Source organism: Curtobacterium sp. MCBD17_034, assembly GCF_003234515.1.
GTDB lineage: Bacteria > Actinomycetota > Actinomycetes > Actinomycetales > Microbacteriaceae > Curtobacterium.
Map to the genome: position 1 here is coordinate 80,721 of NZ_QKTN01000002.1, position 26,121 is coordinate 106,841.

The window sequence follows — 26,121 nt, forward strand, 5'->3', positions numbered from 1 at the left end:
TGTGGCGACGAGAGGTTTCACTCCGGAGCACGGCGTGTTTCACGGATGTAACACGACGCGCCGCCGTGTGAACGTTGTGTTTCGGCAGGCTGGCGCGGCGCTCGACAGCAGCCGAGGACCTCCCCCGAACAGGTGCCGACGCGCAGCCGACGCGCCGGAGCGGCGTTCAGGCGCGCGTCAGCGCGACCACGCGCGACGCGGCACGGAGGTACTTCTTGCGGTACCCACCCGAGAGCATGGACTCCGGGAACACCTGGTCGAGCGGAGTGCCGGACGCCACGAGCCGCACCTGGGCGTCGTACAGGCGGTCCACGAGCGCGACCCACCGGAGCGCGTCGGTCTGGTCGGTGAACGGCACGACGTCGACGAGGCCGGCCGCGTCGAGCCCCTCGACCATCGCGACGTACCGCGAGGGGTGCACCGTCCCGAGGTGCGCGACGAGGTCGGCGAACCGGTCCTCGGTGACGCGCGCCTGGCCTCCCGGCAGGGCGCGGAGGACCGCGGCGACGTCGTCGACGGTCGCGGCGGTCTCGTCGATGGAGCGGCGGCGGAAGTCGAGCCCGTCGATGCGGAGCGTGGTGAACCGGTCCGCCATCGCCTGGATCTCCCGGAGGAAGTCCTGCGCCGCGAACCGGCCCTCGCCCAGGGCCCCGGGCGGGGTGTTCGACGTCGCCGCGATGCGGGTACCGCGCTCGGCGAGTTCCCGGATCAGCCGGGTCATCATCATGGTGTCGCCCGGGTCGTCGAGCTCGAACTCGTCGATGCACACGAGCGCCGTGCCCGTGAGCAGGTCCACGGTGCCCTGGAACCCGAGCGCACCGACGAGTGCCGTGTACTCGATGAACGTCCCGAACGTCCGGCGGCCGGTCTCCGCGTGGTACGCCGCCGCAAGCAGGTGGGTCTTGCCGACACCGAAGCCGCCGTCGAGGTACACGCCCGACGTCGTCGGCTCGGGTGCGGGACGCCGACGGCCGAACAGTCCGCGGCGGGCGGACACGGGCCGGTCGGCGACGAACCGCTCGACGGCGTCGCGGACCTCGGCCTGCGACGGGAAGTCGGGGTCGGGTCGGTACGAGGCGAACGACGCGTCGGCGAACTGCGGCGGCGGGACGAGCGCCGCGGCCATCTGCTCCGGCGTGACGACGGGGTCCCGGTCCGCCAGACGCGGCAGGGTCCCGACGGCGTCGTTCGGCATGCTGGGCGGACCTTCCGTCGAGGGATCGGGAACAGCGTCACCCGTCGTCACGTTGATCGACCACGGACGGTGCGGACGCGTAGCGTTGTCCGGGCGCCGCCCGTCGATGCTATCCGCGTCCGATGTCCACCCGCACGATCCGAACCGGCCCCGAGGGGCCCAGGAGGTACCCATGACCGCCCCGGTCGACCCGTCCGAGCAGTTCGCCGCGTACGCCCACCCCGAGCGACTCGTGTCGACCGCGTGGCTCGCCGAACGGCTGACGGCCGCGGAACCCGGTCAGCACGACCTCGTCGTCGTCGAGTCCGACGAGGACGTGCTCCTGTACGAGACCGGCCACATCCCCGGCAGCGTCAAGATCGACTGGCACACCGACCTGAACGACCCGGTGCAGCGCGACTACATCGACGGCGAGGCGTTCGCGCGCCTGGTCGGCGGCAAGGGGATCGCGCGCGACACGACGGTCGTCATCCACGGTGACAAGAACAACTGGTGGGCCGCGTACGCGTTGTGGGTCTTCACCCTCTTCGGGCACGAGGACGTCCGTCTGCTCGACGGCGGGCGGGCGAAGTGGGTGGCCGAGGGTCGCCCCATGACGACGGACCGGACCGAGGTGACGCCGGTCGAGTACCCCGTGGTCGAGCGGCGGGACAGCGCCGTCCGCGCCTTCAAGGAGGACGTCCTCGCGCACCTCGGCGAGCCCCTGATCGATGTCCGGAGCCCCGCCGAGTACTCGGGTGAGCGCACCACGGCGCCGGACTACCCGGAGGAGGGCGCGCTGCGCGCCGGCCACATCCCGACCGCCACGAACATCCCGTGGGCGACCGCGGCGGCGCCGGACGGCACGTTCCGTCCTCGAGCCGAGCTGGACGCCGTGTACCGCGACGGTGCGGGCATCGGCGACGACGACGCCGTGATCGCCTACTGCCGCATCGGCGAGCGGTCGAGCCACACCTGGTTCGTGCTCACGCACCTGCTCGGGATCCAGGACGTCAAGAACTACGACGGCTCGTGGACCGAGTGGGGCAGCGCGGTGCGCGTGCCGATCGCGACGGGCACCGAGCCGGGCGACATCCCGGCGGGACGGACCCGATGACCGACACGCTGCCCGCGTCGCTCGCCACGATCCGCGACGACTTCCTCGCGCTGGGGCTCCAGGACCGCCTGCAGCTGCTGCTCGAGTTCTCGGACGAACTCCCGGCGCTGCCGCAGGAGTACGCCGAGCACCCGGACCTGCTCGAGCGCGTCGAGGAGTGCCAGTCCCCCGTGTTCATCTTCGTCACGGTCGACGACGGCGTGGTCACGATGCACGCCACGGCTCCGCGCGAGGCCCCGACCACCCGCGGCTTCGCGTCGATCCTCGCGCAGGGACTCAGCGGACTGACCTCGGACGAGGTCCTGGCGGTGCCGGCGGACTACCCGCTGACGCTCGGACTCAGCGAGGCCGTGAGCCCGCTGCGGATCCGCGGCATGGTCGGCATGCTCGGCCGGGTGCAGCGGCAGGTCCGGGCGGCCGTCGCCGCGTAGGTCACGGTGCGTCCGAGGGAGACCGTGCCGACGCCGAGACCGACCGTGAGGACACTCCTCGCGAGGCGCGCCGACGACGCCGTTCCGGTCATCGCACGCGTCCTCTCTGCCGAGCAGACCGACGGACGGCGTGCCGCCCCTCCCGGTCCCGGCTCCGGAGCCTAGTCTGCAGAGGTGTCCGATACCCCTGCACCGACCGCGGAACCCGAGGCGTTCGCGCGCCTGCGGGCGTTCGTGGCCCAGGGCTCGACCCGGTCGGAGACGACCGTGACCGAGATCCCGTCGCCGAGCCGGGTGGCGCCGCACTCCCTCGCGCTGGCCGCCGACGTCTCGGGGATCGCTCACGGGGTCGACTCCGACCTCGGCACCGGTCGGTTCATCGCCATGTACGACCCGGCGGAGCCCGAGGGCTGGTACGGCCCGTTCCGCGTCGTCACGTTCGCCCAGGCGCCCCTCGAGCCCGAGATCGGGGTGGACGAGTTCGTCGCCGACGTCACGTGGAGCTGGCTCGTCGACGCCCTCGCGGCGCACGGTGCCGCGTACGACCACGCCTCCGGCACGGCGACCAAGATCATCTCGCGCGGCTACGGCGAGCTGAGCGCCCAGGGCGACGGCGCCCAGCTCGAGCTCCGTGCCTCGTGGAGCCCCACCGATGACGACCTCACGGCGCACGTGCGGGCCTGGGAGGACATCGTCGCGATGCTCGCCGGACTCCCACCGTCGTCGGACGGCGTCACCCTCCTCGCCCCGAGGCGGCTCGCCCGTGACTGACCAGCGCACGACGCCCGACGGAACGGACCCCGGCGTCGAGGACTCCCACGCGACCGTCCGCGTCATCGAGGACCTCGCGGCGTACCGGCAGGCCGTCGCGCACATCGCCGCCGGTCACGGTCCGGTCGCGGTCGACGCCGAGCGCGCGAGCGGCTACCGGTACTCCCAGCGCGCCTACCTGATCCAGGTCTACCGCCGCGGTGCCGGGGTGTTCCTGCTCGATCCGATCGCGATCAGGGCCGAGGACGCCGACGCGTTCGCCGCCCTCCAGGCGGTCATCGGGGACGAGGAGTGGGTGTTCCACGCCGCGAGCCAGGACCTGCCGTGCCTCCGCGAGGTCGGGCTCGTGCCGCGGCGCATCTTCGACACCGAGCTCGGAGCGCGGCTCGCGGGGCTCAGCCGCGTCGGCCTCGGCGCGGTCGTCGAGGAGCTCCTCGGGATCCATCTCGCCAAGGAGCACTCCGCCGCCGACTGGTCCACACGTCCGCTCCCCCAGGCGTGGCTCGTGTACGCGGCCCTCGACGTCGAGCTCCTCGTCGACCTCCGCGACGAGATGGCCGAGCGCCTCGAACGGTCCGGCAAGGCCCACATCGCCGAACAGGAGTTCGCGGCGGTCCTGACGCGCGTGCCGAAGCCCCCGCGCGCGGAGCCCTGGCGCCGGCTCTCGGGGCTGCACACGCTCCGCGGACAGCGGTCCCTCGCGATCGCACGGGCGCTCTGGCAGGCGCGTGACGCCTACGCCCAGGCGGCGGACGTCGCGCCCGGGCGCACGATCCCGGACTCTGCGATCATCGCCGCCGCGGCCGCCAACCCGTCGTCGAAGCGCGAGCTGGGTGCCGTCAAGACGTTCTCCGGACGCGCGAGCCGCAGCGAACTCGACCGGTGGTGGGCCGCCGTCGAGGAGGGCCGGGCGACCACGGACCTCCCCTCGGTGCGTGGAACGGGTGAGCCGTCCCTCCCGCCGCCGCGTGCGTGGTTGGACCGCAATCCCGCGGCCGATCGCCGGTACAAGGCGGCGCGACCGGCGGTCGTGGCGCGCGCCGAGGAGCTCGCGCTCCCGGTCGAGAACCTGCTCACTCCGGACACCCTCCGGACGCTCGCGTGGGAGCCCCCCTCGCCCGTGACGCCCGAGACCGTCGCCGACGCCCTGGCCGCGCTCGACGCCCGTCCGTGGCAGATCGAGGAGACCGCGGACCGCATCGCCGCCGCGTTTGTGGCAGCCGGACAGGCCGACGAGCCGGGCGGCGAGTCCGCCTCGTAGGAACCGGCCAACCGACTCGCTCCGGGGTCGCGCCCGGCATAGCGTCGGCGATGATCGAGGAAGATCAGGAGGCTCATGTGACCAAGGCATCAGACGTCGTCTTCGTGGACGGTGTCCGGACCCCGTTCGGACGCGCCGGCGAGAAGGGGGTGTTCTGGAACACCCGGGCGGACGACCTCGCGACGCACGCGATGCGTGGCCTGCTCGACCGGAACCCGTCGCTGGACGGCGCCGCCGTGGACGACGTCGCGGTCGCCGCGACGACCCAGCAGGGCGACCAGGGACTGACGCTCGGCCGCACGGTCGGCATGCTCGCGGGCCTCCCGAAGTCGGTTCCCGGCTACGCGATCGACCGGATGTGCGCCGGCGCGATGACGAGCGTGACGACCCTGGCCGGGGCGATCGCGTTCGGCGCCGCTGACGTCGCGATCGCCGGCGGGGTCGAGCACATGGGTCGGCACCCGATGGGTTTCGGGGTCGACCCGAACCCCCGGTTCCTCGCCGAGCGCATGGTCGCGGGCGACGCACTCGTCATGGGCAACACCGCGGAACGACTGCACGACCGGTTCCCCGCGATCACGAAGGACCGCACCGACGCCTACGCCGTCCGCTCCCAGCAGCGGTACCAGGCGGCGTGGGAGGCCGGGAAGCTCCAGCCGGACCTCGTCCCCGTCGCGGTCGCGACCGGATCGGGCTGGGACGTCGTCGACCGCGACGAACCGCCGCGGCCCGGCACCACCCTGGAGGCCCTGGCCGCGCTGGGGACACCGTTCCGGCCCCACGGACGGGTCACCGCCGGCAACGCCGCCGGCCTCAATGACGGCGCCACCATGAGCCTCCTCGCCTCGGAGGACGGCGCGAAGCAGCACGGACTCCCGACGAAGATGCGCATGGTGTCGTTCGCGTTCGCCGGCGTCGACCCCGAGGTCATGGGCGTCGGACCCGTCCCGGCGACGGACAAGGCGCTCCGGAAGGCCGGGCTGTCGATCGACGACATCGGGCTGTTCGAGATCAACGAGGCGTTCGCCGTGCAGGTCCTGGCGTTCCTCGACAACTACGGCATCCCGGAGGACAGCGAGAAGGTGAACCCGTGGGGCGGGGCCATCGCGGTCGGCCACCCCCTCGCGTCGAGCGGTGTCCGGCTCATGACCCAGCTCGCCGCCCAGTTCGCCGAGCACCCCGAGGTCCGGTACGGGATCACGACGATGTGCATCGGACTCGGGCAGGGCGGCACGGTGGTCTGGGAGAACCCGGGCTTCTCGCGCAGCGCGGCACGGAAGGCGGCCTGACATGACCACAACCGGCACGAACGCCACCGCGGCACCGGACCAGGCCGTGCTCGACCGACTCGAGGCGCTCGCGGCCGACGAGGTCGTCACGAACGCCCACGTCAAGCACGTGGCGTTGCCCTCCGGAGGCCGTCTGGCGCTCATCACGCTCGACAACGGCAAGGACCACAAACGCCCCAACACGCTCGGCCCGCGGTCGCTCCGGGCGCTCGGCGAGGCGCTCGACCAGGTGCGCGCGGACGCCGCCGCCGGCACGATCCGCGCCGCGGCCATCACGGGCAAGCAGTACTGCCTCGCCGCCGGCGCCGACCTCTCCCAGGCCTCCCGCGTGCCGGACCGCGAGACCGCGCACGCGCTCGCCCGGCTCGGACACGACACCCTCCGGCGCCTCGGCGACCTCGGCGTGCCGTCGTTCGCCTTCGTCAACGGGATGGCCCTCGGCGGCGGACTCGAGGTCGCGCTGCACTGCACCTACCGCGTGTTCTCGTCCGCGGCGCAGGGCATCGGGCTGCCCGAGGTGTTCCTCGGGATCATCCCCGGCTGGGGCGGCGCGACGCTGCTCCCGCGGCTCATCGGGCCCGAGCGCGCGCTCCGCGTCATCGTGGAGAACCCGCTGAAGAACAACCGGCTCATGGACGGGCCCACCGCCGTCGAACTCGGCATCGGCGATGCGCTCGTGCCCTCGGCGATGTTCCTCACCGATGCGCTGCGCTGGGCCGACGGCGTGCTGTCCGGTCGGGTGACGGTGCAGCGCCCGAACGAGCCGGGCACCCTCGCCAAGGCCACCTGGGGCACGGTCGTCAAGGTCGCCCGAGGGCAGGTCACGGGCCGGATCGGCACCGTGCCGCGCTCGCCCCGGGTCGCTCTCGACCTCGTCGCCGCCGCCCGTTCCGGCAGCCTCGACGACCGGTTCGCGGCCGAGGACGACGCCCTCGCGGACCTCATCAGCGGCGACCAGTTCGCCGCGTCGATGTACGCGTTCGACCTCGTGCAGAAGCGCGCCAAGCGTCCGGTCGGCGCACCCGAGGCCGCTCCGCGGACGATCACGAAGGTCGGCGTGCTCGGTGCCGGACTCATGGCGTCGCAGTTCGCGCTGTTGTTCGCCCGCCGTCTCGGTGTGCCCGTGGTCATCACCGACCTCGACCAGGGCCGCGTCGATGCCGGGGTGGCCCGGATCCGCAGCGAGGTCGACGCGCTGCTCGGCAAGGGACGGATCTCGCCCGACGACGCCAACCGGATCGTGGGCCTCGTCTCCGGCACGGTGTCCCTCGAGCCGTTCGCCGACGCGGACTGGGTCATCGAGGCCGTGTTCGAGGAACTCGGCGTCAAACAGGACGTCCTCCGCCGGGTCGAGCAGATCGTCGCCCCGGACGCGATCCTCGCCACGAACACGTCGTCGCTCTCGGTCGAGGCCATGGCCGACGCGCTCGAGCACCCGGACCGCCTCGTCGGCTTCCACTTCTTCAACCCCGTCGCGGTCATGCCGCTCGTCGAGGTGGTCCGCGCACCGCGGACGTCGGACGAGGCCGTCTCGACCGCACTCGCCGTCGCGCGGACGCTGAAGAAGACCGCGATCATCACGGCGGACGCCCCCGGCTTCGTCGTGAACCGTGTGCTCGCCCGGGTCCTCGGCGAGGCGATGCGCGGCGTCGAGCAGGGCACCCCGTTCGAGGTCGTGGCCGAGGGCGCCGCGCCGCTCGGCCTCCCGATGTCGCCGTTCGAGCTGCTCGAACTCGTCGGTCTGCCCGTCGGCGCCCACGTGCTCGACTCCCACCACCAGGCGTTCCCCGACCGCTACTGGCCGGGCGACGGACTCCGGCGGCTGGCCGAGCACGGTGCCATCACGACGCGCGACAAGAAGGGCGCCGTGACCGGGTACGACCGGGCGGCGGTGGAACTCGTCGCGCCCGCGAAGAAGGACGCGACACCGTCGTCCGCGGCCGAGATCCAGCGACGCTTCGAGGACGGCCTCGCGGACGAGCTCCACCGCATGCTCGACGAGGGCGTCGTCTCCGCCGTCGAGGACATCGACCTCGGGCTGATCCTCGGTGCCGGGTACCCGTTCCACTCGGGCGGCATCAGCCCGTACCTCGACCGGGTCGGCGCGTCCGAGCGGGTGTTCGGCGGCACGTTCCACGACCCGCGGATCGTGGGTCCGGCCTCCCGCTGAGCGCCGCTCCGGCCGCGTCGCACCGGGGCATCCCGTTCGAACACCGGGATGCCCCGGTGCGACCGGCACCCGGCGGTGCGACGGCGGTCGGGGACCCCGCCGCCGTCAGCGCTGCGCCGAGCCCGACGACTGGCGAGCGGGGGCGGGCTTCGCCTTCGGCAGCTTCGTGCCCACGACCTGGTCGATCACGTCCCGCGCGATCGCCTGTGCCGACAGTCCGACCTGCTCGAGGATCTGGGACCGCGACGCGTGGTCGATGAACGCGTCGGGCAGCCCGAGCTCGTTCACCGCGGTGTCGACCCCGGCCGCGCGGAGGTCCTGCCGCAGGCGCGTCCCGATGCCCCCGACGCGGACGCCGTCCTCGAGCGTGATGACGAGCCGGTGGTCGCGCGCGAGGTCGACGAGCGAGGTCGCGATGGGCACGACCCATCGCGGGTCGACCACCGTGGCGCCGATGCCCTGCGCTTCGAGGAGCGCGGCGACGTCGAGCGCGATCGGTGCCATCGCCCCGACCGCGACGATGAGGACGTCCTCGGCGTCCGACGAGTCCGACGCCGACCGGAGCACGTCCACGCCGTCCGCGAGGCGGTGCACCGCGGGGATGTCCGGCCCGACCGCGCCCTTCGGGAACCGCACGACCGTCGGGGCGTCGTCGACGGCGACGGCCTCGCGGAACTCCTCGCGGAGGGTGCTGGCGTCACGGGGCGCAGCGATGCGGATGCCCGGGACGACCTGCAGGATCGCGAGGTCCCACATGCCGTGGTGGCTCGGCCCGTCCGGACCGGTGACGCCGGCGCGGTCGAGCACGAAGGTCACGCCGGCGCGGTGCAGGGCGACGTCCATGAGGACCTGGTCGAACGCGCGGTTCACGAACGTCGCGTAGAGCGCCACGACCGGGTGCAGTCCGCCGAACGCGAGCCCCGCTGCCGTGGTGACGGCGTGCTGCTCGGCGATCCCCACGTCGTACACACGCTCCGGGTGCCGCTCCTGGAACCGGTGCAGTCCCGTCGGCCGGAGCATCGCCGCGGTGATCGCGACGATGCGCTCGTCGTCATCGCCGGCCTGCGCGAGTGCCTCCGCGAACACGTCCGTCCAGGCGGGTCCGGCGCTCGCGCTCTCGAGCGACTCGCCCGTCTCGGGGTCGATGTGCCCGACGGCGTGGAACTGGTCGGCGACGTCACGGAGCGCGGGCTCGAAGCCGTGCCCCTTCTCGGTGATCGCGTGCACGATGACCGGCGTCCCGTAGTCCTTCGCCTGCCGGAACGCGGCTTCGAGCGCGCGCTCGTCGTGGCCGTCGACCGGTCCGATGTACTTGATGTCGAGGTTCGAGTACAGCGCCTCGTTGTTCGTGAACCGCGACAGGAACCCGTGCATGCCGCCCCGGAGTCCCCGGTACACGGCACGTCCGGGATGCCCGAAGTGGCTCGCGAAGCGTTGGGTGCGCTCGTACATCTCGCGGTACTCACGCCGCGTCCGCACCTGGTTGAGGAACCGCGCCATGCCGCCGATCGTCGGCGCGTAGGAGCGGCCGTTGTCGTTGACGACGATGACGAGACGGCGGTCGTTGTCGTCCGAGATGTTGTTGAGGGCCTCCCACGTCATGCCGCCGGTGAGCGCGCCGTCACCGACCACGGCCACGACGGTGCGATCGCTCTGCCCGGTGAGCTGGAACCCCCGCGAGATGCCGTCCGCCCACGACAGCGACGACGACGCGTGCGAGGACTCGACGATGTCGTGCTCGGACTCGGATCGCTGCGGGTACCCGGCGAGACCGCCCTGTGTCCGCAGGCCGCTGAAGTCCTGTCGCCCCGTGATGAGCTTGTGGACGTACGACTGGTGCCCGGTGTCGAACACCATGGGGTCGTGCGGGGAGTCGAACACCCGGTGCATGGCGAGGGTGAGTTCCACCACGCCGAGGTTCGGCCCGAGGTGCCCGCCCGTCTTCGCCACCTCGGCCACGAGGAACGTGCGGATCTCCGCTGCGAGCTCGACCATCTGGGTGTCGGACAGACGCTTCAGGTCGCGTGGCGACCGGATGCCGGACAACAGGCTCACGGACGCTCCTTTCGTGGGCGAACGCTCAGTGTATTCGCGCCACCGCAGAACGGTCTGGTTGCGGGCGGCGCGGGGCTCGTCGCGCAGATGGTGACCTGGACGGACGGGAGGGACGGTGCCAGTCGCACCCTCCCTCCCGTCCGTCCACCGGTCACCTAGACGAGCGAGCGGAGCACGTACTGCAGGATGCCGCCGTTGCGGTAGTAGTCGGCCTCGCCGGGGGTGTCGATGCGCACCACCGCGTCGAACTCGACGGGCTGGGCACCCGCGGGCGAGTGCTCACTCGGCGTCGCGGTGACGTGCACGGTGCGCGGGGTCGTCCCGTCGTTGAGCTGCTCGAGCCCCGAGATCGACACGACCTCGGTGCCGTCGAGTCCGAGCGAGTCCGCGGTCTCGCCCGCCGGGAACTGCAGCGGCACGACACCCATGCCGATGAGGTTCGAGCGGTGGATGCGCTCGAAGCTCTCCGCGATCACCGCGCGGACGCCGAGCAGGTTCGTGCCCTTCGCCGCCCAGTCGCGGGAGGACCCGGATCCGTACTCCTTGCCGCCGAGGATCACGAGCGGGACACCCTGCGCCTGGTAGTGCTGCGACGCGTCGTAGATGAACGCCTGTGCACCCTCCGGTGTCGTGAAGTCCCGCGTGTACCCGCCCTCGACGCCGTCCAGCAGCAGGTTCTTGAGGCGGATGTTCGCGAACGTCCCGCGGATCATCACCTCGTGGTTGCCGCGCCGCGACCCGTACGAGTTGAAGTCCTTCCGGTCCACCCCGTGCTCGGCCAGGTAGTGCCCGGCGGGGCTGTCCGCCTTGATGGACCCGGCGGGCGAGATGTGGTCGGTCGTGACGGAGTCGCCGAGCTTCGCGAGCACCCGGGCGCCGCTGATGTCCGACACGGGGGTGGTCTCGATCGTCAGGCCCTCGAAGTACGGGGGCTTCCGGACGTAGGTCGACTCGGCGTCCCACTCGAACGTGTCACCGGTCGGCGTCGGCAGGGACTTCCAGCGGTCGTCGCCCTCGAACACCGAGGCGTACTCGTGCGTGAACATCCCGGTGTCGATCGAGTGGTCGATGACCTCCTGCACCTCGGCCGCGTCGGGCCAGATGTCCTTGAGGTACACCGGCTCCCCCGACTGGTCGGTGCCGAGCGCGTCCGCGTCGAAGTCGAAGTGCATGGACCCGGCCAGCGCGTACGCGATCACGAGGGGCGGTGACGCCAGGTAGTTCATCTTGACGTCGGGGTTGATGCGCCCCTCGAAGTTCCGGTTGCCGGAGAGCACCGCGGTCACGGCGAGGTCGTTGTCCTGCACCGCCTGCGAGATCTCGTCGGGCAGCGGGCCGGAGTTGCCGATGCACGTGGTGCAGCCGTAGCCGACCGTGTAGAACCCGAGGTCCTCGAGGTACCCGGTGAGCCCGGCCTTCTCGTAGTAGTCCGTGACGACCTTCGATCCGGGCGCGAGCGTGGTCTTGACCCACGGCTTCGACTTCAGGCCCTTCTTCGCGGCGTTCCGGGCGAGGAGCCCGGCCGCGAGCATCACCGACGGGTTCGACGTGTTCGTGCACGACGTGATCGCGGCGATGGCGACCGCGCCGTGGTCGATCGTGAACGCGTCGCCGCCGTCGAGCGCCACCCGGACCGGCTTCGACGCCGTGTTCGGCGCGCTGGCGGCGTGGAGCGGGACCTCCGACGGCTGGGCGTCCGCGTCGTCCTGGACGGCGTGCTCGTCGCCGGGCGCGGCGGCCACCGGGTCCGACGCGGGGAACGAGTCGGCGACGGCCTTGTCCTCTTCCGACGGCGTCGTCGTGGCGTAGTTCGCCAGGTCGACCTCGAACTGGTCCTTGGCGACCGAGAGCTCGATCCGGTCCTGGGGGCGCTTCGGTCCGGAGATCGACGGCACGACCGTCGAGAGGTCGAGCTCGAGGTACTCGGAGTACGCCGGCTCCACCGAGGGGTCGTGCCAGAGGCCCTGCGCCTTGGAGTAGGCCTCGACGAGGGCGATCTGCGACTCCTCGCGCCCGGTGAGGCGCAGGTACTCGAGCGTGACGTCGTCGACCGGGAAGATCGCGGCGGTCGACCCGAACTCGGGGCTCATGTTGCCGATCGTCGCGCGGTTCGCGAGCGGCACCTGGGCGACGCCCTCGCCGTAGAACTCGACGAACTTGCCGACCACGCCGTGCTTCCGGAGCATCTGGGTGATCGTCAGGACGACGTCGGTCGCGGTGACGCCGGCCGGGATCGCACCGGACAGCTTGAACCCGACGACCTTCGGGATGAGCATCGACACCGGCTGACCGAGCATCGCCGCCTCGGCCTCGATGCCGCCGACGCCCCACCCGAGGACGCCGAGCCCGTTCACCATCGTGGTGTGCGAGTCGGTGCCGACGAGGGTGTCCGGGTAGGCCGTCAGCTCGCCGTCGATCTCGCGCGTGTAGGTGACACGGGCGAGGTACTCGATGTTCACCTGGTGGACGATGCCGGTGCCCGGCGGGACGACCTTGAAGTCCTCGAACGCGGTCTGCCCCCAGCGGAGGAACTGGTACCGCTCGCCGTTCCGCTCGTACTCGATGTCCGTGTTGACCTTCAGCGCGTCAGCACGCCCGAAGAGGTCGGCGATCACCGAGTGGTCGATGACGAGCTCGGCCGGCGCGAGGGGGTTGATCTTCGTCGGGTCCCCACCGATCTCCGCCATCGCCTCACGCATGGTGGCCAGGTCGACGATGCACGGCACGCCGGTGAAGTCCTGCATCACCACGCGCGCGGGCGTGAACTGGATCTCGGTGTCGGGTTCCGCGGTCGGCACCCAGGAGCCGAGCGCGCGGATCTGCGCCTCGGTGACGTTCGCGCCGTCCTCGGTGCGGAGCAGGTTCTCGAGCAGGACCTTCAGGCTGTACGGGAGTCGCTCGTGTCCGGGCACGGTGTCGATGCGGTGGAACGCGTGGTCGACACCCCCGACCGTGAGGACGTCCTTCGAACCGAAGCTGTTCAACGCAGCCATCGTGCCGCCTCCCTTGCTGGTCGGGCCCGCTCCGTCGCGGGCCCGAGATGTCTCGATGTCGAGACAGATGCTACACGCGGTCGGGGCCTCCGGCGGCGTCGACGTCCCCGGTGCCGCCGTCGGCGACCTGCCCGAACACGGAGCGGACGAGCAGCCACGTCACCCAGAGCATCGCCGCGTAGAGCGGTACCCCGGTGACGAGCTTGATGCCGGCCAGGAGCTCCACCTGCGCGGCGAGGTAGAGCGGGACCTCGATCGCGAGCCGCACGGCGAACAGCCCCGCCCAGAGCCAGGTCGCCACGGTGAGCACACGGCGCTTGCCGGGGTCGCTGCGCCAGTGGTCGCCCTCCGGCAGCAGGAGCCCCACGACGATCCCGATGAGCGGCCGTCGGGCCACGAGGGTGGCGAGCAACACGGCCAGGGACACCGCGTTCACGACGATGCCCGGCACGAAGTTGCTCTCGGCGCGCCCGGTGAACAGCGACAGGCCGGCGGAGATCGCGACGCCGAGGATCCCGGAGAGCGCGGTGACGAGCGGCTGACGCTGCACGAGCCGCAGCCCGACGAACACGAGCCCGACGAGCACGGGGACCACGACACTCGGCACGAGCTGGTGCGTGACGGCGAACACGATCAGGAACGCGAACCCCGGGAGGATCGACTCGGCCAGTCCGCGCACCCCGCCGACCGCCGCGACGAGCGCCCGGCCCGATGGCGCCTCGCCCGGAGCGACCCGCGCGATGCCGGCCCGCGCGACCGCGTCACGCAGCTGCGCCGACAACGACAGCGCGTCGGCGTGGTCTGTGGCGTGGTCCTCGGGGAGCGGGGCGCTCGGGTCCGACGTCATCAGATCGTCGCGGTCGGCATCGTCTTCGGCATGTGGAGCGGGATGAGGTCGCGGGGCGGCATGGGACTCGTCCCACGGACGACGACCACGCTCCGGAACAGGTCCTCGATCTCGGTCGCGGCCTCGGGGTCCTCCGCCGCCTTGCCGGCGATCACACCGCGGAGGAACCAGCGGGGCCCGTCGACCCCGACGAAGCGCGCGGTCCGCAGCCCGTCGGTGACGCCGTCCTCGCCGACCACCGGGACGTCCGCGCGGAGCTCCGGGCCGAGCGGCCCGTCCACCTCGGTCGCCACGCCACCCTGCCGACCGATCTGCTCGGCGATCTGCGCGCGGATCTCGTGCCAGAGCCCCGTCGTCCGGGGCGCGGCGAACGGCTGCACCTGGAGCGTCGACTCCTCGAAGTCGAGACCGACCGCGACGACCCGCTGCGAGCCCTCCTCGACCTCGAGGCGGAGGTGGAGGCCCTCGCGCGGCAGGATCTTCACCCCGCCGAGGTCGACGTACGGACGCACGGGATTCGCCTCGGTCTCGTCGAGCGGCCCGTTCTCCTCGCGGTCCGCGGGAGCCGACTTCGCCGTCGGCTCGACCGTCACGACCTCGTCGAGCGCCTCGTCGGCCTCGTCCGCGATGTCCACCTCGGGCGTGGTCGAGGCGAGCTCGACCTCCTCGGCGGGCTCGGTGCCCTTCTTGCCCCTGCCGATCCTCATGCGCTGGCTCCTTCCTGGTCGTCCGTTCCGGGTCGCGTGCCGTCCGCCGCGCCCTCCGTCGTGGGGGCGGCCGCCACGCTCACGTCCACCGCCGTACCGTACCCGGACGACCCGAATCCGCCGTGTCCGCGCACGCTGTCCGGGAGCTCGTCGACGGCGACGAACCGCACGGCGGGCACGGGCATCACGACGAGCTGGGCGATGCGGTCCCCCACCGCCACCGAGTACGACTCGCGCTGGTCCGTGTTGAGCAGGGCGACCTTGAGCTCCCCGCGGTACCCGGCGTCGATCGTGCCGGGCGCGTTGACGATCGTGATCCCGTGCTTGGCGGCCAGACCGCTCCGCGGCACCACGAACCCGGCGTACCCGTCGGGCAGGGCGACCCGCACGCCGGTGCCGACGAGTCGACGCTCACCGGGGGCGAGCACCACCGCCTCGGTGGAGACGAGGTCGGCTCCGGCGTCTCCCGGGTGGGCGAACCGAGGGGCGTCCGCCCCGGTCCATGGCACGTCGAGGGGCTCGGTCACGTGACGAGGGTAGTGCACACGGCGTGGTCGAATAGGGGGGTGACCGTGTACCGCGAACGACTCTGGGCTCCCCCGACCCTCTACCTCGCGACCGCGCTGGTGATCCCCGCCAGCCTGCTCGTGTTCCTGCCCATCAACACCACCGTCGGCGTCGTCGTCGCGATCGGCATGGAGCTCGCGGTCCTCGTCATGCTCTGGCTGCTCGCACCGATCGTCGAGGTGACCGAGGACGAGTTCCGGGCGGGCCGCGCGCACCTGCCGCGGAGCGCGGTCGGCGCGGTGCAGGGGTACGACGGCAGCGCGGCGACCCGCGAGCGCGGGCCGACGTTGGACGCGCGCGCCTGGACGCTCTTCCGTGGCTACGTCCACGGGGTCGTCAAGGTCGAGGTCGCCGACGCGCAGGACCCGACCCCGTACTGGTTGGTGTCCGTGCGGCACCCCGACCAGGTCGTCGCGGCCCTCGGACGCTGATCCGTCGGGAGGACGACGAACGGCGCCCGTCGGGAGGACGACGAACGGCGCCGGACCCCGATCGGGATCCGGCGCCGTTCGACGTGCGGGGTGTGGACTACGCCGAGGCGCACTCCATGCAGACGGGACCGAGCTTCGTCTCGTGGTCGAGCTGCGAGCGGTGCTTCACGAGGAAGCACTCGACACAGGTGAACTCGTCCACCTGCGGCGGCAGCACGACGACGTCGAGGTCGACGTCGGAGAGGTCCTGTCCGGCGAGTTCGAAGCTGCCGGGGTTGTCGGCGTCGTCGACGTCCACGACACCCGACATCTTGTCGGGGACGCGCTCCTTCAATGCCTCGATCGACTCGGAGTCGTCGTCGGTCTTCCGAGGGGCGTCGTAGTCGGTGGCCATGCCCATCCGTTCTCGTTGAGAGGGGTCGTCGCCGGGATCGGCGGCGACAGTTTGCATCAAGTACCGATGATTCGCAAACCGTGCGATCCGGTGCTCCAGCAGGCGGTGCAACCCGTCGGGCCGGCTGCGCATTCCCGCTTCCAGCCCGTCGGCACGCCGTCGTCGGCACCGGCGTGAGCGGCCGGCCACGGACACGAGGCCGACGACGTTTCCGCGCGGCACGCCCACGACGTCCCGGTCGCGGGGTCGGGCGGGTGGCACACTTCCGGACTGTACGCATGCACGGGAAGGCGGACAGATGCAAGACGTGAGAGTCATCGGTGTGGAACCGGGCGCGATCCTCCTCGCGACCGACTCCGGGAGCGAGTACCGGCTCGCGGTCACCCCCTCGCTGTCCGGCCAGGTCCGCCAGGCGAGCCCCGCCGAGGGCGAGCCGCACCGCCGGATCCCGCCCAAGGAGATCCAGGCGCGCATCCGCGCCGGGCTGAGCAGCGAGCAGGTCGCCGAGCTCATGGGCGTCGCGGTCGAGGACGTCCGTCGGTTCGAGGGGCCGGTGATGGCCGAGCGGTCGTTCGTGCTCGACGCCGCCCGACGCGTCTCCGTCACGGGCGAAGCGGGAGCACCCGAGGTCTTCGGCGACGCCATCACCGCGCGGCTCGAGGCCGGCGACGCCACCGACGTCCGCTGGTCCAGCCGGAAGGACGTCGAGCACGGCTGGCAGGTGCAGGTCCACTACATCGCGGACGAGGTCGAGCACGACGCGCAGTGGCGCTTCGACCCGAAGACCTCGACGCTGACGCCCGACAACGGCGACGCGCACCGCCTGTCGCGCGAGGACGACGACGAGGGCCTCACCCCTCGGCTCCGCGCCGTCGATCCGGAGCCCGAGGACAGCGCGTCCACCCGGTTCGACTCCGGCGCGTTCCGGGTCGAGACCGACCAGCGTCCGGCACCGGACCGGGAGGCCGCCGACCGTCCGCCACTCCGCGCACCGCTGCCGCGCATCGGCGCGCCGGCCGTCGAGGAACGGGGCCCGGGGAACGAGACCGCCGACCTGCTCGAGGCGCTGCGGCGCCGGCGCGGTGAGCGCGAGGCCGCCACGTTCGGCGACCACTCGGACGACCGCCGCGGGGACGACCGGCAGCGCCGGTCGGTGACCGTCGTGGACATCCCGCTCGACACCCTCGCTCCCGGCGAGGTCGGCGACGCCGACGGGGTCGACGACCCGGTGGGCGACGGCGGCCGCCCGTCGTCCGCGCCCCGGGCGGACGAGTCCGGCTCCACCGCGGAGCAGCCCGACGGAGGCCGACCGGACCGGAAGAAGCGGAGCCGACGGGCGATGCCGAGCTGGGACGAGATCGTGTTCGGCACGCGGCCGGACGACGACCTGGCCTGATCCGGCAGCCCGACCTCAGGTGGCGAACGCCCCCGCGAGGAGCAGCGGGACGTAGGTCTCGTCGTCCGACATCGATCCGTGCTGGCCGAGCATCCGCCGGGGGTGTTCGCCGGCCTCGCGGTCGTCGTTGAACGCCCACTGACCGCGAGCGGCGACCACGACGTCGCCGAGTCGCGCCCGGACCGGGTCGGTGACCGCCCCGAACCACCCGGCGGCGATCGCCTCGTCGCGGCTCGCCACCCACGCGCGCTTGCCGACGCGCTCCCGCCACGCGCGCACGGTGGCGTCGACGTCGGTCCCCGGCGCCAGGGTGAGCTGTCGGCAGCGCGGATCCCCCGCGAACCCGACGACCGGTTCGAGCAGGTCGGGAGCGATGGCGACGTTCGCCTCGTCGGGGACGTCGAGCACGCCGTGGTCCGCGGTGACGACGAGGCCGACATCGGCCGGGAGCGCCGCCGCGAGCCGGGCCAGTTCGGCGTCGAGGGCCTCGAGCGCACTCGTCCACCGGTCCGACTGCCAGCCGCGCTTGTGGGCGATCGAGTCGAGCTCCGGCACGTACAGGTAGACGAGCGTGGCCGGCCCGTCGGCGACCGCCTCGAGCGCGGCGTCCACCCGGGCGGGGATGGTGTCGGCGTCGACGTAGTCCGCGCCCGCCAGGACGTTCGCGGTGAACCCCGACGTCCGGTATCGCGCCGGCCCGACCGACCGCACCACGAGCCCGTCGGCGACGGCCCGCTCGAACAGCGTCGGGACGAGCAGCCACCCCGCGGGGACCTCGGTGTCCCAGCCGCTGAGCAGGTTGACCACGCGGCCCGAGCCCGGGTCGAACCCGCTGTACCCGACGACGCCGTGCGTCCCGGGCGTCGCACCCGTGCTGAGCGTCGTCAGCGCGGCGGCGGTCGTCGTGGGGAACCCGCTCCGCAGGCGGCGCTTCTCGGCGGCGAGGAACCGCGCGTGACCGGCGCGCGCCCGCACGGCGTTCGCACCGAGTCCGTCGACGAGCACGACGATCGCGGACCGGGCGGGACGGAGCCGGATCCGGGCCTCCCGACCGAGCCCCGCGAGCGCCGGTCCAGGGTGGCCGAGTGCGGTCAGGCAGGCCGGCACCACGTCGGCGAGGTTCGCGGTGTCCTGCGTCGCCGTCGGTACCATCGGAGTCATCCGGCCCAGTCAACCAGACAGCGCCGCGACAGAGAGGGCCCATGGCACGCACGGACGCAGTCGGCCTCCCCGACGGTGAGCGCATCGAGGACGTCGACGTCTCCGAGGAGATGCAGGGCTCGTTCCTCGAGTACGCGTACTCGGTCATCTACTCCCGCGCGCTGCCCGACGCCCGTGACGGCCTGAAGCCCGTCCAACGCCGGATCCTGTACCAGATGTCGGAGATGGGCCTCCGCCCGGACCGCGGACACGTCAAGTGCGCGCGCGTGACCGGCGAGGTCATGGGCAAGCTGCACCCGCACGGCGACGGCGCGATCTACGACGCCCTCGTGCGGATGGCACAGGACTTCACGATGCGCGTCCCGCTCGTCGACGGCCACGGCAACTTCGGCTCGCTCGACGACGGACCCGCCGCCGCCCGCTACACCGAGGCACGACTCGCCGAGCCGTCGATGGCGATGACCGACGGCCTCGGTGAGGACGTCGTCGACTTCGTCCCGAACTACGACAACCAGCTCATGCAGCCCGAGGTGCTGCCCGCGGCGTTCCCGAACCTGCTCGTGAACGGCGCGTCCGGGATCGCGGTGGGCATGGCCACGAACATGGCGCCGCACAACCTCGGCGAGGTCGTCGAGGCCGCGAAGCACCTGCTCCGTCACCCCGACGCGACCCTCGACGAGCTCATGGAGTTCGTGCCCGGCCCCGACCTGCCGTCGGGCGGCACGATCGTCGGCCTCGCCGGGGTCCGGGACGCCTACGCCACCGGCCGCGGCTCCTTCCGCACGCGCGCCAAGGTGAGCGTCGAGAGCATCACCCCACGCAAGACCGGGCTCGTCGTCACCGAGCTGCCGTACCTCGTCGGTCCCGAGCGGGTGATCGAGAAGATCAAGGACGGCGTCCAGTCCAAGAAGCTCTCGGGGATCTCGGACGTCACCGACCTGACCGACCGGAACCACGGACTCCGGCTCGTCATCGGGATCAAGACCGGGTTCAACCCGTCCGCCGTGCTCGAGCAGCTGTACAAGCACACCCCGCTCGAGGACGGCTTCGGCATCAACAACGTCGCCCTCGTCGACGGCACCCCGCAGACGCTCGGGCTCAAGGAGCTCCTCGAGGTCTACGTCGCACACCGCCTCGACGTCGTGACCCGCCGGTCCCGCTACCGCCTCGCGCGGCGTCGCGAGCGCCTCCACCTCATCGAGGGCCTGCTCATCGCGATCCTCGACATCGACGAGGTCATCGAGGTCATCCGGACGTCGGACGACTCCGAGGCCGCACGCACGCGGCTCCAAGAGGTCTTCGACCTGTCCGAGGTGCAGGCCGAGTACATCCTCGAGCTGCGCCTGCGGCGCCTCACCAAGTTCTCGCGCCTCGAGCTCGAGCGGGAACGCGACGAGCTGCTCACCGACATCGCCGCCCTGGAGGAACTGCTCGGCTCCGACGCCCGGCTCCGGACCCAGGTGGCCACGGAACTCACCGAGGTCGCGGACCGCTTCGCGACCCCGCGCCGCACCCTGCTCACCGAAGCCGACGCGCCCGTGCGCGGCGGACGCAAGGCCGCCGTCGAGCTCGAGATCGTGGACGCCCCGTGCCGCGTGCTCCTGTCCACCACCGGACGGCTCGTGCGCGTCGACCAGACCGAGGGCTCCGACCGCGTCGCGCGCACCCCGGCGCGATCGAAGCACGACGCCGTGCGGTCCACCGTCGCCACCACGGTGCGGTCCTCCGTCGGCGCACTCACGGACCGTGGCCGCGTCGTGCGGTTCTCGCCCGTCGACGTCCCCGCCGTCCCGCCGGCCTCGGTCCGCCTGGACGCCGGCGTGCGAGTCCGCGACTACCTGGGCCTGCCGTCGGGTGAGACCGTCGTCGCGCTCCTCGACCCCGAGTCACCGAACGCGCTCGCGATCGGCACACGGCAGGGCGTCGTCAAGCGCGTCGTGCCGAACGCTTGGCCGGACAAGCCCGACGTCGTGGCGATCGCCCTCAAGGACGGCGACGCCGTGGTCGGCGCCACACAGGGACCCGAACAGGACGACGTCGTGTTCGTGACCTCGAACGCGCAGCTCCTGCGGTTCCCCGCCGCCGTGGTCCGCCCGCAGGGGCTCCCCGCGGGCGGCGTCGCCGGCGTCCAGCTCGCCGCGGGTGCCACGGTCATCGCCTTCACGACCGTCGACCCAGCGGCCGACGTCGTCGTCGCGACCGTGTCCACGTCGTCCGTGACGCTCGCCGGCACGGACCCCGGCCGCGCCAAGGTCTCCGCTCTGTCCGAGTTCCCCGCCAAGGGGCGCGGCACCATGGGGGTCCGGGCGCACGCGTTCCTCAAGGGCGAGGACGGCCTCGCCGTCGCATGGGCCGGCGTCGCTCCCCCGCACGCGCTCGGTCCGGACGGCGCGGCCCGGACGCTGCCCGACTGGTTGTCCAAGCGGGACGGCTCCGGGTCACCGCTCGAGGCCGTCGTGACCACGATCGGTGCGAGCCCCGCCGTCCCCATCGGGGCGGAGTCCGACCCCGCGTAGCGGGCCCGGAAGGCGACCCCGCGGAGCGGGCCCGGAAGGCGACCCCGCGGAGCGGCCGGAAGGCGACCCCGCGGAGCGGCCGGAAGGCGACCCCGCGGGGCGGCCGGGGCCTGGGCCGGTCAGGCGTCGATGCGGTCCCGGTCGAGCCCCTGGCCGGCCAGGATGAACTCCTTGCGCGGCGCCACGTCGTTGCCCATGAGCAGCTCGAACACCCGGGCGGCGTTCTCGGCGTCCGACACGTTGACGCGCCGGAGGGTCCGGTGCGCCCGGTCCATCGTGGTCTCGGCGAGCTGGTCGGCGTCCATCTCGCCGAGGCCCTTGTACCGCTGGATCGGCTCCTGGTACTTCTTGCCCGACTTCTCGAGCTTCCGGAGCACGCCCTGCAGCTCCTGCTCGGAGTACGTGTACAGCGTGTCGTTCGGCTTGCCCCGGTTCACCACCACGACGCGGTGCAACGGCGGGACGGCGGCGAACACCCGGCCGGCCTCGATCATCGGGCGCATGTACCGGAAGAACAGCGTCAGCAGCAGCGTGCGGATGTGCGCACCGTCGACATCGGCGTCGCTCATGACGATGACCTTGCCGTAGCGGGCCTGGTCGAGCTCGAACGAGCGTCCGGATCCGGCTCCGACCACCTGGATGATCGACGCGCACTCGGCGTTCGAGAGCATGTCGCTCACCGAGGCCTTCTGCACGTTGAGGATCTTGCCGCGGATCGGAAGCAGCGCCTGGTACTCGCTGTTCCGGGCGAGCTTGGCGGTGCCGAGCGCGGAGTCGCCCTCGACGATGAACAGTTCGCTCGCGGCGACGTCGTTCGACCGGCAGTCGGCGAGCTTCGTGGGCAGGGACGAGCTCTCGAGCGCGTTCTTGCGGCGCTGGGTCTCCTTGTGCGCGCGAGCGGAGATCCGGGACTTCATCTCCGAGACGACCTTCTCGAGCAGCGCCTGCGACTGTGCCTTCTCGGTCCGCTGCGTCGACGTCAGGATCTCGGTCATCCGGGCGGCCACGACGTTCGCGACGATCTGCCGGACCGCCGGCGTGCCGAGGATCTCCTTCGTCTGCCCCTCGAACTGTGGCTCGGGCAGCCGCACCGTCAGCACCGCGGTGAGTCCGGCGAGCACGTCGTCCTTGTCGAGCTTGTCCTGCCCCACCTTGAGCCTGCGGGCGTTCGCGTCCACCTGCGCGCGGATCGCCTTCATCAGACCGTTCTCGAAGCCCGTCTGGTGCGTCCCGCCCTTCGGCGTCGCGATGATGTTGACGAAGCTCCGGGTCACGGTCTCGTAGCCGCTCCCCCAGCGCAGCGCGACGTCGACCTCGCAGGTGCGCTCGACCTCGGTCGCGACCATCGCCCCGGCGTCGTTGAGCACCGGCACGGTCTCGGTGAAGGTACCCGTCCCCGTGACGCGCCACGTGTCCGTCACGGCCGTGTCCGGAGCCAGGTGTTCGGCGAACTCGCTGATGCCACCGTCGAACCGGAACCGCTCGACGACCGGTCCCTCGAGTCGCTCGGCGCCCTGCCCCTCGGCGAGCCGGGACGCCGCGGCGATCGCGTGCGGGCGTTCGTCGGTGATGGTGATGCCGAGACCCGGCACGAGGAACGCGGTCTGCCGCGCCCGGTTCGTCAGGTCGCCGAGCTGGAACACCGCGTCGGCGGTGAAGATCTGCCGGTCGGCCCAGTACCGGACGCGCGTGCCGGTGACGCCGCGCTTCACCTTGCCGATCACCCGGAGCTCGCTGCCCGAGGTGAACGGGGTGAACGGTGCGTCCGGGCCGATGCCCGCAGCGTCGTCGAACACGCCGGGCTCACCGCGGTGGAACGACATGGCGTACGTCTTGCCGCCGCGGTCGACCTCGACGTCGAGGCGTTCCGACAGCGCGTTCACGACGGATGCCCCGACCCCGTGCAGACCGCCGGACGCGGCGTACGAGCCGGACCCGAACTTGCCGCCCGCGTGGAGCTTGGTGAACACGACCTCGACGCCCGTCAGCCCCGTCTTCGGCTCGACGTCGACGGGCACGCCACGCGCGACGTCCCCGACCTCGACGCTGCCGTCCGCGTGGAGCCGCACCGTGATCTCGTCGCCGTGGCCCGCGAGGGCCTCGTCGACGGAGTTGTCGATGATCTCCCACAGGCAGTGCATGAGCCCTCGTGAGTCCGTCGAACCGATGTACATCCCGGGACGCTTGCGGACCGCCTCGAGCCCTTCGAGCACGGAGAGATGGCGGGCGTTGTAGTCGGAACTCACCTGCCGAGGCTACCCGCGACCGGTGACGCTCCTGGCGCACCACCCCGGACGTGAGCGCACGACGCTCGGTCGACCCGCGCCTCCCGGCGGTGTCCGCGACGCGCAGGTGACCGTCGACGGAATCCGCGGTCAGCGAAACAGCGCGACCACAATGCGGGGATCCCAGGGAGCGCGTGCTGAAATGGACGCACCAACCCCGGCACCGCCTCCGATCAACGAGGAGCACACCATGTCCCAGACCGTGCAGGACCTCTCCATCGACGACCTCGGCAGCAACCAGCTCACGGCGGCCGACCGCTGCGACAGCTGCGGCGCGCAGGCCTACATCCGAGCCACGATGGCGAGCGGCGAGCTCCTCTTCTGCGCCCACCACGGTGCCGAGTTCAAGGACAAGCTCGCCGCGACCGCTCTCGAGTGGCACGACGAGACCAGCCGGCTCTACGAGAGCAAGTAGCGCCCGGCCCCGCCACGGCGATCGCCGCGGTCGGTCCGACGAACAGAGGCCGGATCCCCATCGGGGATCCGGCCTCTCGCGTACCCGGCCGGTGTGCCGCTCGCGACCGCGTCAGGCGATGCGCTTGAACGCCTTGTCGACGTAGCGCGTGATCACCGCGCGGGCCTCGCGAGCGTAGCGGTCCACGGCGGCGGTGCGCGTCGGATCCGGCGCGTATTCGCGACCCAGACGACCGGTGGCGGCGGCCAACACCGCATCGGTCAGGTGCGGGTTCAGTGGCAGGAGCGGCCCCTGGGTGTGGGTGCCGAACGCCGCGGCGGTCGCCGAGCCCTCGGTGCCGGTGCCGTCCTGGTTGCCGCCGCCCGACACGACGTCCGCGAACACCGCCGTGGGATCGATGTTCTCGATGCGGGTCGCGTGGTCCTCGAACCCCGCCACGCGTTGGTCTCCGCCGGGCAAGGTCGCACGCACGTCGAGCAGGAAGTAGTTGACCCGGCGCTCGGCGCCGCGCACGGCGCGGGCGTCGAACACCCCGAGGCCGGTCACCGGCGTCCCCTCGGTGGGGACGACCTCGCGGGTCGCCAGGTCGTAGCCGCCACCGACCGCCACGAGCGGCACGCCGGCGGCGACGGCGTCCTGGAGGAACGGTGCGAGTCGGGCCGGGTCCCCGCCGAGCGAGCGCATCGCGCTGAGCGGGCCGTTGCCGACCACGACGACGTCGGCGTCCGTCGGGAGGCTGTCCCCGACGTCGTGGCGCACGACCTCGGTCGGGATCCCGGCGGCGTCCGCGCGGGCGACGAGGGCGGTCACGTTCCCCCGGTCGCCCGAGACGCCCATCTGCCGCGGGTAGAGGTGCAGGATCGTGAGGCGATCGGCCGTCATGCCGTCCTCTCCAGGTCGGGATGACCGAGGGCCTTGCGGGCCAGCATCATGATCTCGTAGTTGACGATGAAGTGCTTCGTGCCGGACGTCGTCGCCCCGAGTCCGGACATCAGTCGGATCGCGGCCTCGACATCGGGCTCCACACGGCCGATCCGCACCCCGGCGAACTCGAGGGCGAGGGCGATCTGCCACGCCTTGTCACCCGACACGACGTCCACGTGGTCGAGATGCGAGAAGTCGATGTCGTAGATCCAGGAGATGTCCGGCGTGCCCTCGTCGATCGCCATGAGCACCTGCTCGGGCGGCGTCGACAGGGCGTCGAGGTTGAGCTGCAGGCTCGCGGCGTTCTTGAACATGGTGAACTCGGCGTGCTCTCCCGCGATCGGGATGCGCTCACCACGCCCGTAGGCCGGCTTCATCGCGGTGAAGGCCCGGGTCACCGCTTCCGCGCGGAACTGCTCGCCGAGGGCGGCCGAAGCGGTCGCGGTGGCAGCAGCGGCGTCCACCGCGTAGTGCAGCCCCCGGGCCGGCAGCCGCACCGGGATGTCGGCCCCACCGAAGCGGACCACCGCTGCGTCCCCCGTGGACTCGACGACCTCGGCGTCCGCGGCGGTCGTGCCCGACGCGTCCCGGGCGAAGTCGTCCGCGTTCTGCAGCCCGTTCGGAGCCGCAGCGACGACCTCGGGCGCGGCGCCGAAGCGCAGGACCCGCTGGCCGGCCCGGCCCTCGTAGGCGTCGAGGAACTGGTCGTCGTGGTTCGTGATGACGTTCCGCGACGACGTCGCCGCGGTGTCGAGCATCATCGTCGCGACGCGCTCCGTCTCGAAGAACCGGTACAGCTGGTCCACCTGCACGTTGAGCATCGTGACCGTCGACGGCGAGAGGATGCCGGACAGCTCCACGGCGAAGGCCTCGTCGACCTCGAGGATGCCGATGTCCGCCTTGAGGCGTCCCGTCAGCCCGACCTCCGAGAGGAGCGCCGACGCGATGCCCTGCGGCAGGTTCGCCCCGGACGGGTTCGTGAACACGCGGAGCCCGTGCGCCCGCATGATCTCGGAGATCATGTGGGTCGTCGTCGACTTGCCGTTCGAACCCAGGACGAACACGATGCCGTTCGGGAACTGCCGCGACACGTGCCGGAGGAAGTCGGGAACGAGCTTGAGGAGGATGTAGCCGGGGTAGGCGGATCCCCCGCCGCGCGCACGAGCGAGGGCGCGGAGGATCCGCCCGATGAGGATCGGGACGACGAAACGCACGCG

The 26,121-nt window shown here is 72.1% G+C and carries 21 protein-coding genes; 10 read left to right on the forward strand and 11 right to left on the reverse strand.

The window, feature by feature from the left end:
• Nucleotides 1–166: 166 nt before the first annotated feature.
• Nucleotides 167–1,195, reverse strand: coding sequence for a cell division protein ZapE (gene zapE / locus DEI92_RS04210; protein ID WP_111008814.1), 1,029 nt, complete (start codon nucleotides 1,193–1,195; stop codon nucleotides 167–169).
• 172 nt (nucleotides 1,196–1,367) lie between these two features.
• On the opposite strand from zapE, the gene DEI92_RS04215 reads away from it, so the two are divergent.
• The 6 genes from DEI92_RS04215 to DEI92_RS04240 all read left to right on the forward strand — a co-directional run bounded on the left by DEI92_RS04215 (nucleotide 1,368) and on the right by DEI92_RS04240 (nucleotide 8,213).
• A complete protein-coding gene (locus DEI92_RS04215) occupies nucleotides 1,368–2,291 on the forward strand; it encodes a sulfurtransferase (RefSeq protein ID WP_111012495.1) in 924 nt (307 codons plus the stop codon).
• Nucleotides 2,288–2,722, forward strand: coding sequence for a SufE family protein (locus DEI92_RS04220; protein ID WP_111008812.1), 435 nt, complete (start codon nucleotides 2,288–2,290; stop codon nucleotides 2,720–2,722). Before DEI92_RS04215 ends, DEI92_RS04220 begins: the two co-directional genes overlap by 4 nt.
• A gap of 174 nt (nucleotides 2,723–2,896) precedes the next feature.
• The gene (locus tag DEI92_RS04225) at nucleotides 2,897–3,493 is read left to right on the forward strand and encodes a DUF3000 domain-containing protein (protein ID WP_146243985.1); all 597 of its coding nucleotides are present in this window, start codon (nucleotides 2,897–2,899) and stop codon (nucleotides 3,491–3,493) included.
• Nucleotides 3,486–4,754, forward strand: a complete 1,269-nt coding sequence (locus DEI92_RS04230) for an HRDC domain-containing protein (protein ID WP_375342530.1) — start codon at nucleotides 3,486–3,488, stop codon at nucleotides 4,752–4,754. Before DEI92_RS04225 ends, DEI92_RS04230 begins: the two co-directional genes overlap by 8 nt.
• Nucleotides 4,755–4,831: 77 nt before the next feature.
• On the forward strand, nucleotides 4,832–6,043 hold the full coding sequence (locus tag DEI92_RS04235) for a thiolase family protein (RefSeq protein WP_111008810.1): 1,212 nt from the start codon (nucleotides 4,832–4,834) through the stop codon (nucleotides 6,041–6,043).
• 1 nt (nucleotide 6,044) lies between these two features.
• Complete coding sequence (locus DEI92_RS04240; RefSeq protein WP_111012497.1) at nucleotides 6,045–8,213, forward strand: 3-hydroxyacyl-CoA dehydrogenase NAD-binding domain-containing protein; 2,169 nt, start codon at nucleotides 6,045–6,047, stop codon at nucleotides 8,211–8,213.
• A 105-nt stretch (nucleotides 8,214–8,318) separates the two neighbouring features.
• Here DEI92_RS04240 and dxs read toward each other — a convergent pair whose 3' ends face one another.
• The 5 genes from dxs to dut form a co-directional block, all read right to left on the reverse strand.
• The gene (dxs, locus tag DEI92_RS04245) at nucleotides 8,319–10,268 is read right to left on the reverse strand and encodes a 1-deoxy-D-xylulose-5-phosphate synthase (protein ID WP_111012498.1); all 1,950 of its coding nucleotides are present in this window, start codon (nucleotides 10,266–10,268) and stop codon (nucleotides 8,319–8,321) included.
• 155 nt (nucleotides 10,269–10,423) lie between these two features.
• Entirely contained in the window at nucleotides 10,424–13,261 is a 2,838-nt protein-coding gene (locus DEI92_RS04250; protein WP_111008807.1) for an aconitate hydratase, read from the reverse strand.
• A gap of 70 nt (nucleotides 13,262–13,331) precedes the next feature.
• Nucleotides 13,332–14,108 carry a DUF3159 domain-containing protein gene (locus tag DEI92_RS04255; protein WP_111008806.1) on the reverse strand — a complete coding sequence of 259 codons (777 nt, stop codon included), beginning with the start codon at nucleotides 14,106–14,108 and terminating at the stop codon, nucleotides 13,332–13,334.
• A complete protein-coding gene (locus tag DEI92_RS04260) occupies nucleotides 14,108–14,815 on the reverse strand; it encodes a DUF3710 domain-containing protein (RefSeq protein ID WP_111008805.1) in 708 nt (235 codons plus the stop codon). The genes DEI92_RS04255 and DEI92_RS04260 overlap by 1 nt, the downstream gene beginning before the upstream one ends.
• Nucleotides 14,812–15,342: a dUTP diphosphatase gene (gene dut, locus DEI92_RS04265; protein WP_111012499.1), complete on the reverse strand. Its 531-nt coding sequence runs from the start codon at nucleotides 15,340–15,342 to the stop codon at nucleotides 14,812–14,814. The genes DEI92_RS04260 and dut overlap by 4 nt, the downstream gene beginning before the upstream one ends.
• Before the next feature lie 39 nt (nucleotides 15,343–15,381).
• Here dut and DEI92_RS04270 point away from each other — a divergent pair, with 39 nt between their 5' ends.
• Nucleotides 15,382–15,813, forward strand: coding sequence for a DUF3093 domain-containing protein (locus DEI92_RS04270; RefSeq protein WP_111008803.1), 432 nt, complete (start codon nucleotides 15,382–15,384; stop codon nucleotides 15,811–15,813).
• A 97-nt stretch (nucleotides 15,814–15,910) separates the two neighbouring features.
• Here the strand turns inward: DEI92_RS04270 and DEI92_RS04275 are convergent, their stop codons facing one another.
• A complete protein-coding gene (locus tag DEI92_RS04275; RefSeq protein WP_111008960.1) occupies nucleotides 15,911–16,207 on the reverse strand; it encodes a DUF4193 domain-containing protein in 297 nt (98 codons plus the stop codon).
• Nucleotides 16,208–16,505: 298 nt separating this feature from the next.
• Between DEI92_RS04275 and sepH the strand changes: the two genes are divergently transcribed.
• On the forward strand, nucleotides 16,506–17,603 hold the full coding sequence (sepH, locus tag DEI92_RS04280) for a septation protein SepH (RefSeq protein ID WP_111012500.1): 1,098 nt from the start codon (nucleotides 16,506–16,508) through the stop codon (nucleotides 17,601–17,603).
• A 15-nt stretch (nucleotides 17,604–17,618) separates the two neighbouring features.
• Here the strand turns inward: sepH and DEI92_RS04285 are convergent, their stop codons facing one another.
• Nucleotides 17,619–18,764 carry an alkaline phosphatase family protein gene (locus DEI92_RS04285; RefSeq protein WP_220037451.1) on the reverse strand — a complete coding sequence of 382 codons (1,146 nt, stop codon included), beginning with the start codon at nucleotides 18,762–18,764 and terminating at the stop codon, nucleotides 17,619–17,621.
• A gap of 41 nt (nucleotides 18,765–18,805) precedes the next feature.
• On the opposite strand from DEI92_RS04285, the gene DEI92_RS04290 reads away from it, so the two are divergent.
• Nucleotides 18,806–21,280: a DNA topoisomerase (ATP-hydrolyzing) subunit A gene (locus DEI92_RS04290; RefSeq protein WP_111012502.1), complete on the forward strand. Its 2,475-nt coding sequence runs from the start codon at nucleotides 18,806–18,808 to the stop codon at nucleotides 21,278–21,280.
• Between the two features lie 119 nt (nucleotides 21,281–21,399).
• On the opposite strand, the gene DEI92_RS04295 is transcribed toward DEI92_RS04290, so the two are convergent.
• A complete protein-coding gene (locus tag DEI92_RS04295; protein WP_111008799.1) occupies nucleotides 21,400–23,526 on the reverse strand; it encodes a type IIA DNA topoisomerase subunit B in 2,127 nt (708 codons plus the stop codon).
• 229 nt (nucleotides 23,527–23,755) lie between these two features.
• Here DEI92_RS04295 and DEI92_RS04300 point away from each other — a divergent pair, with 229 nt between their 5' ends.
• Nucleotides 23,756–23,980 carry a hypothetical protein gene (locus tag DEI92_RS04300; RefSeq protein ID WP_111008798.1) on the forward strand — a complete coding sequence of 75 codons (225 nt, stop codon included), beginning with the start codon at nucleotides 23,756–23,758 and terminating at the stop codon, nucleotides 23,978–23,980.
• A 111-nt stretch (nucleotides 23,981–24,091) separates the two neighbouring features.
• On the opposite strand, the gene DEI92_RS04305 is transcribed toward DEI92_RS04300, so the two are convergent.
• The gene (locus DEI92_RS04305) at nucleotides 24,092–24,862 is read right to left on the reverse strand and encodes a type 1 glutamine amidotransferase (protein WP_111012503.1); all 771 of its coding nucleotides are present in this window, start codon (nucleotides 24,860–24,862) and stop codon (nucleotides 24,092–24,094) included.
• Nucleotides 24,859–26,118, reverse strand: coding sequence for a MurT ligase domain-containing protein (locus DEI92_RS04310; RefSeq protein ID WP_111008796.1), 1,260 nt, complete (start codon nucleotides 26,116–26,118; stop codon nucleotides 24,859–24,861). The genes DEI92_RS04305 and DEI92_RS04310 overlap by 4 nt, the downstream gene beginning before the upstream one ends.
• Between the last annotated feature and the right edge of the window lie 3 nt (nucleotides 26,119–26,121).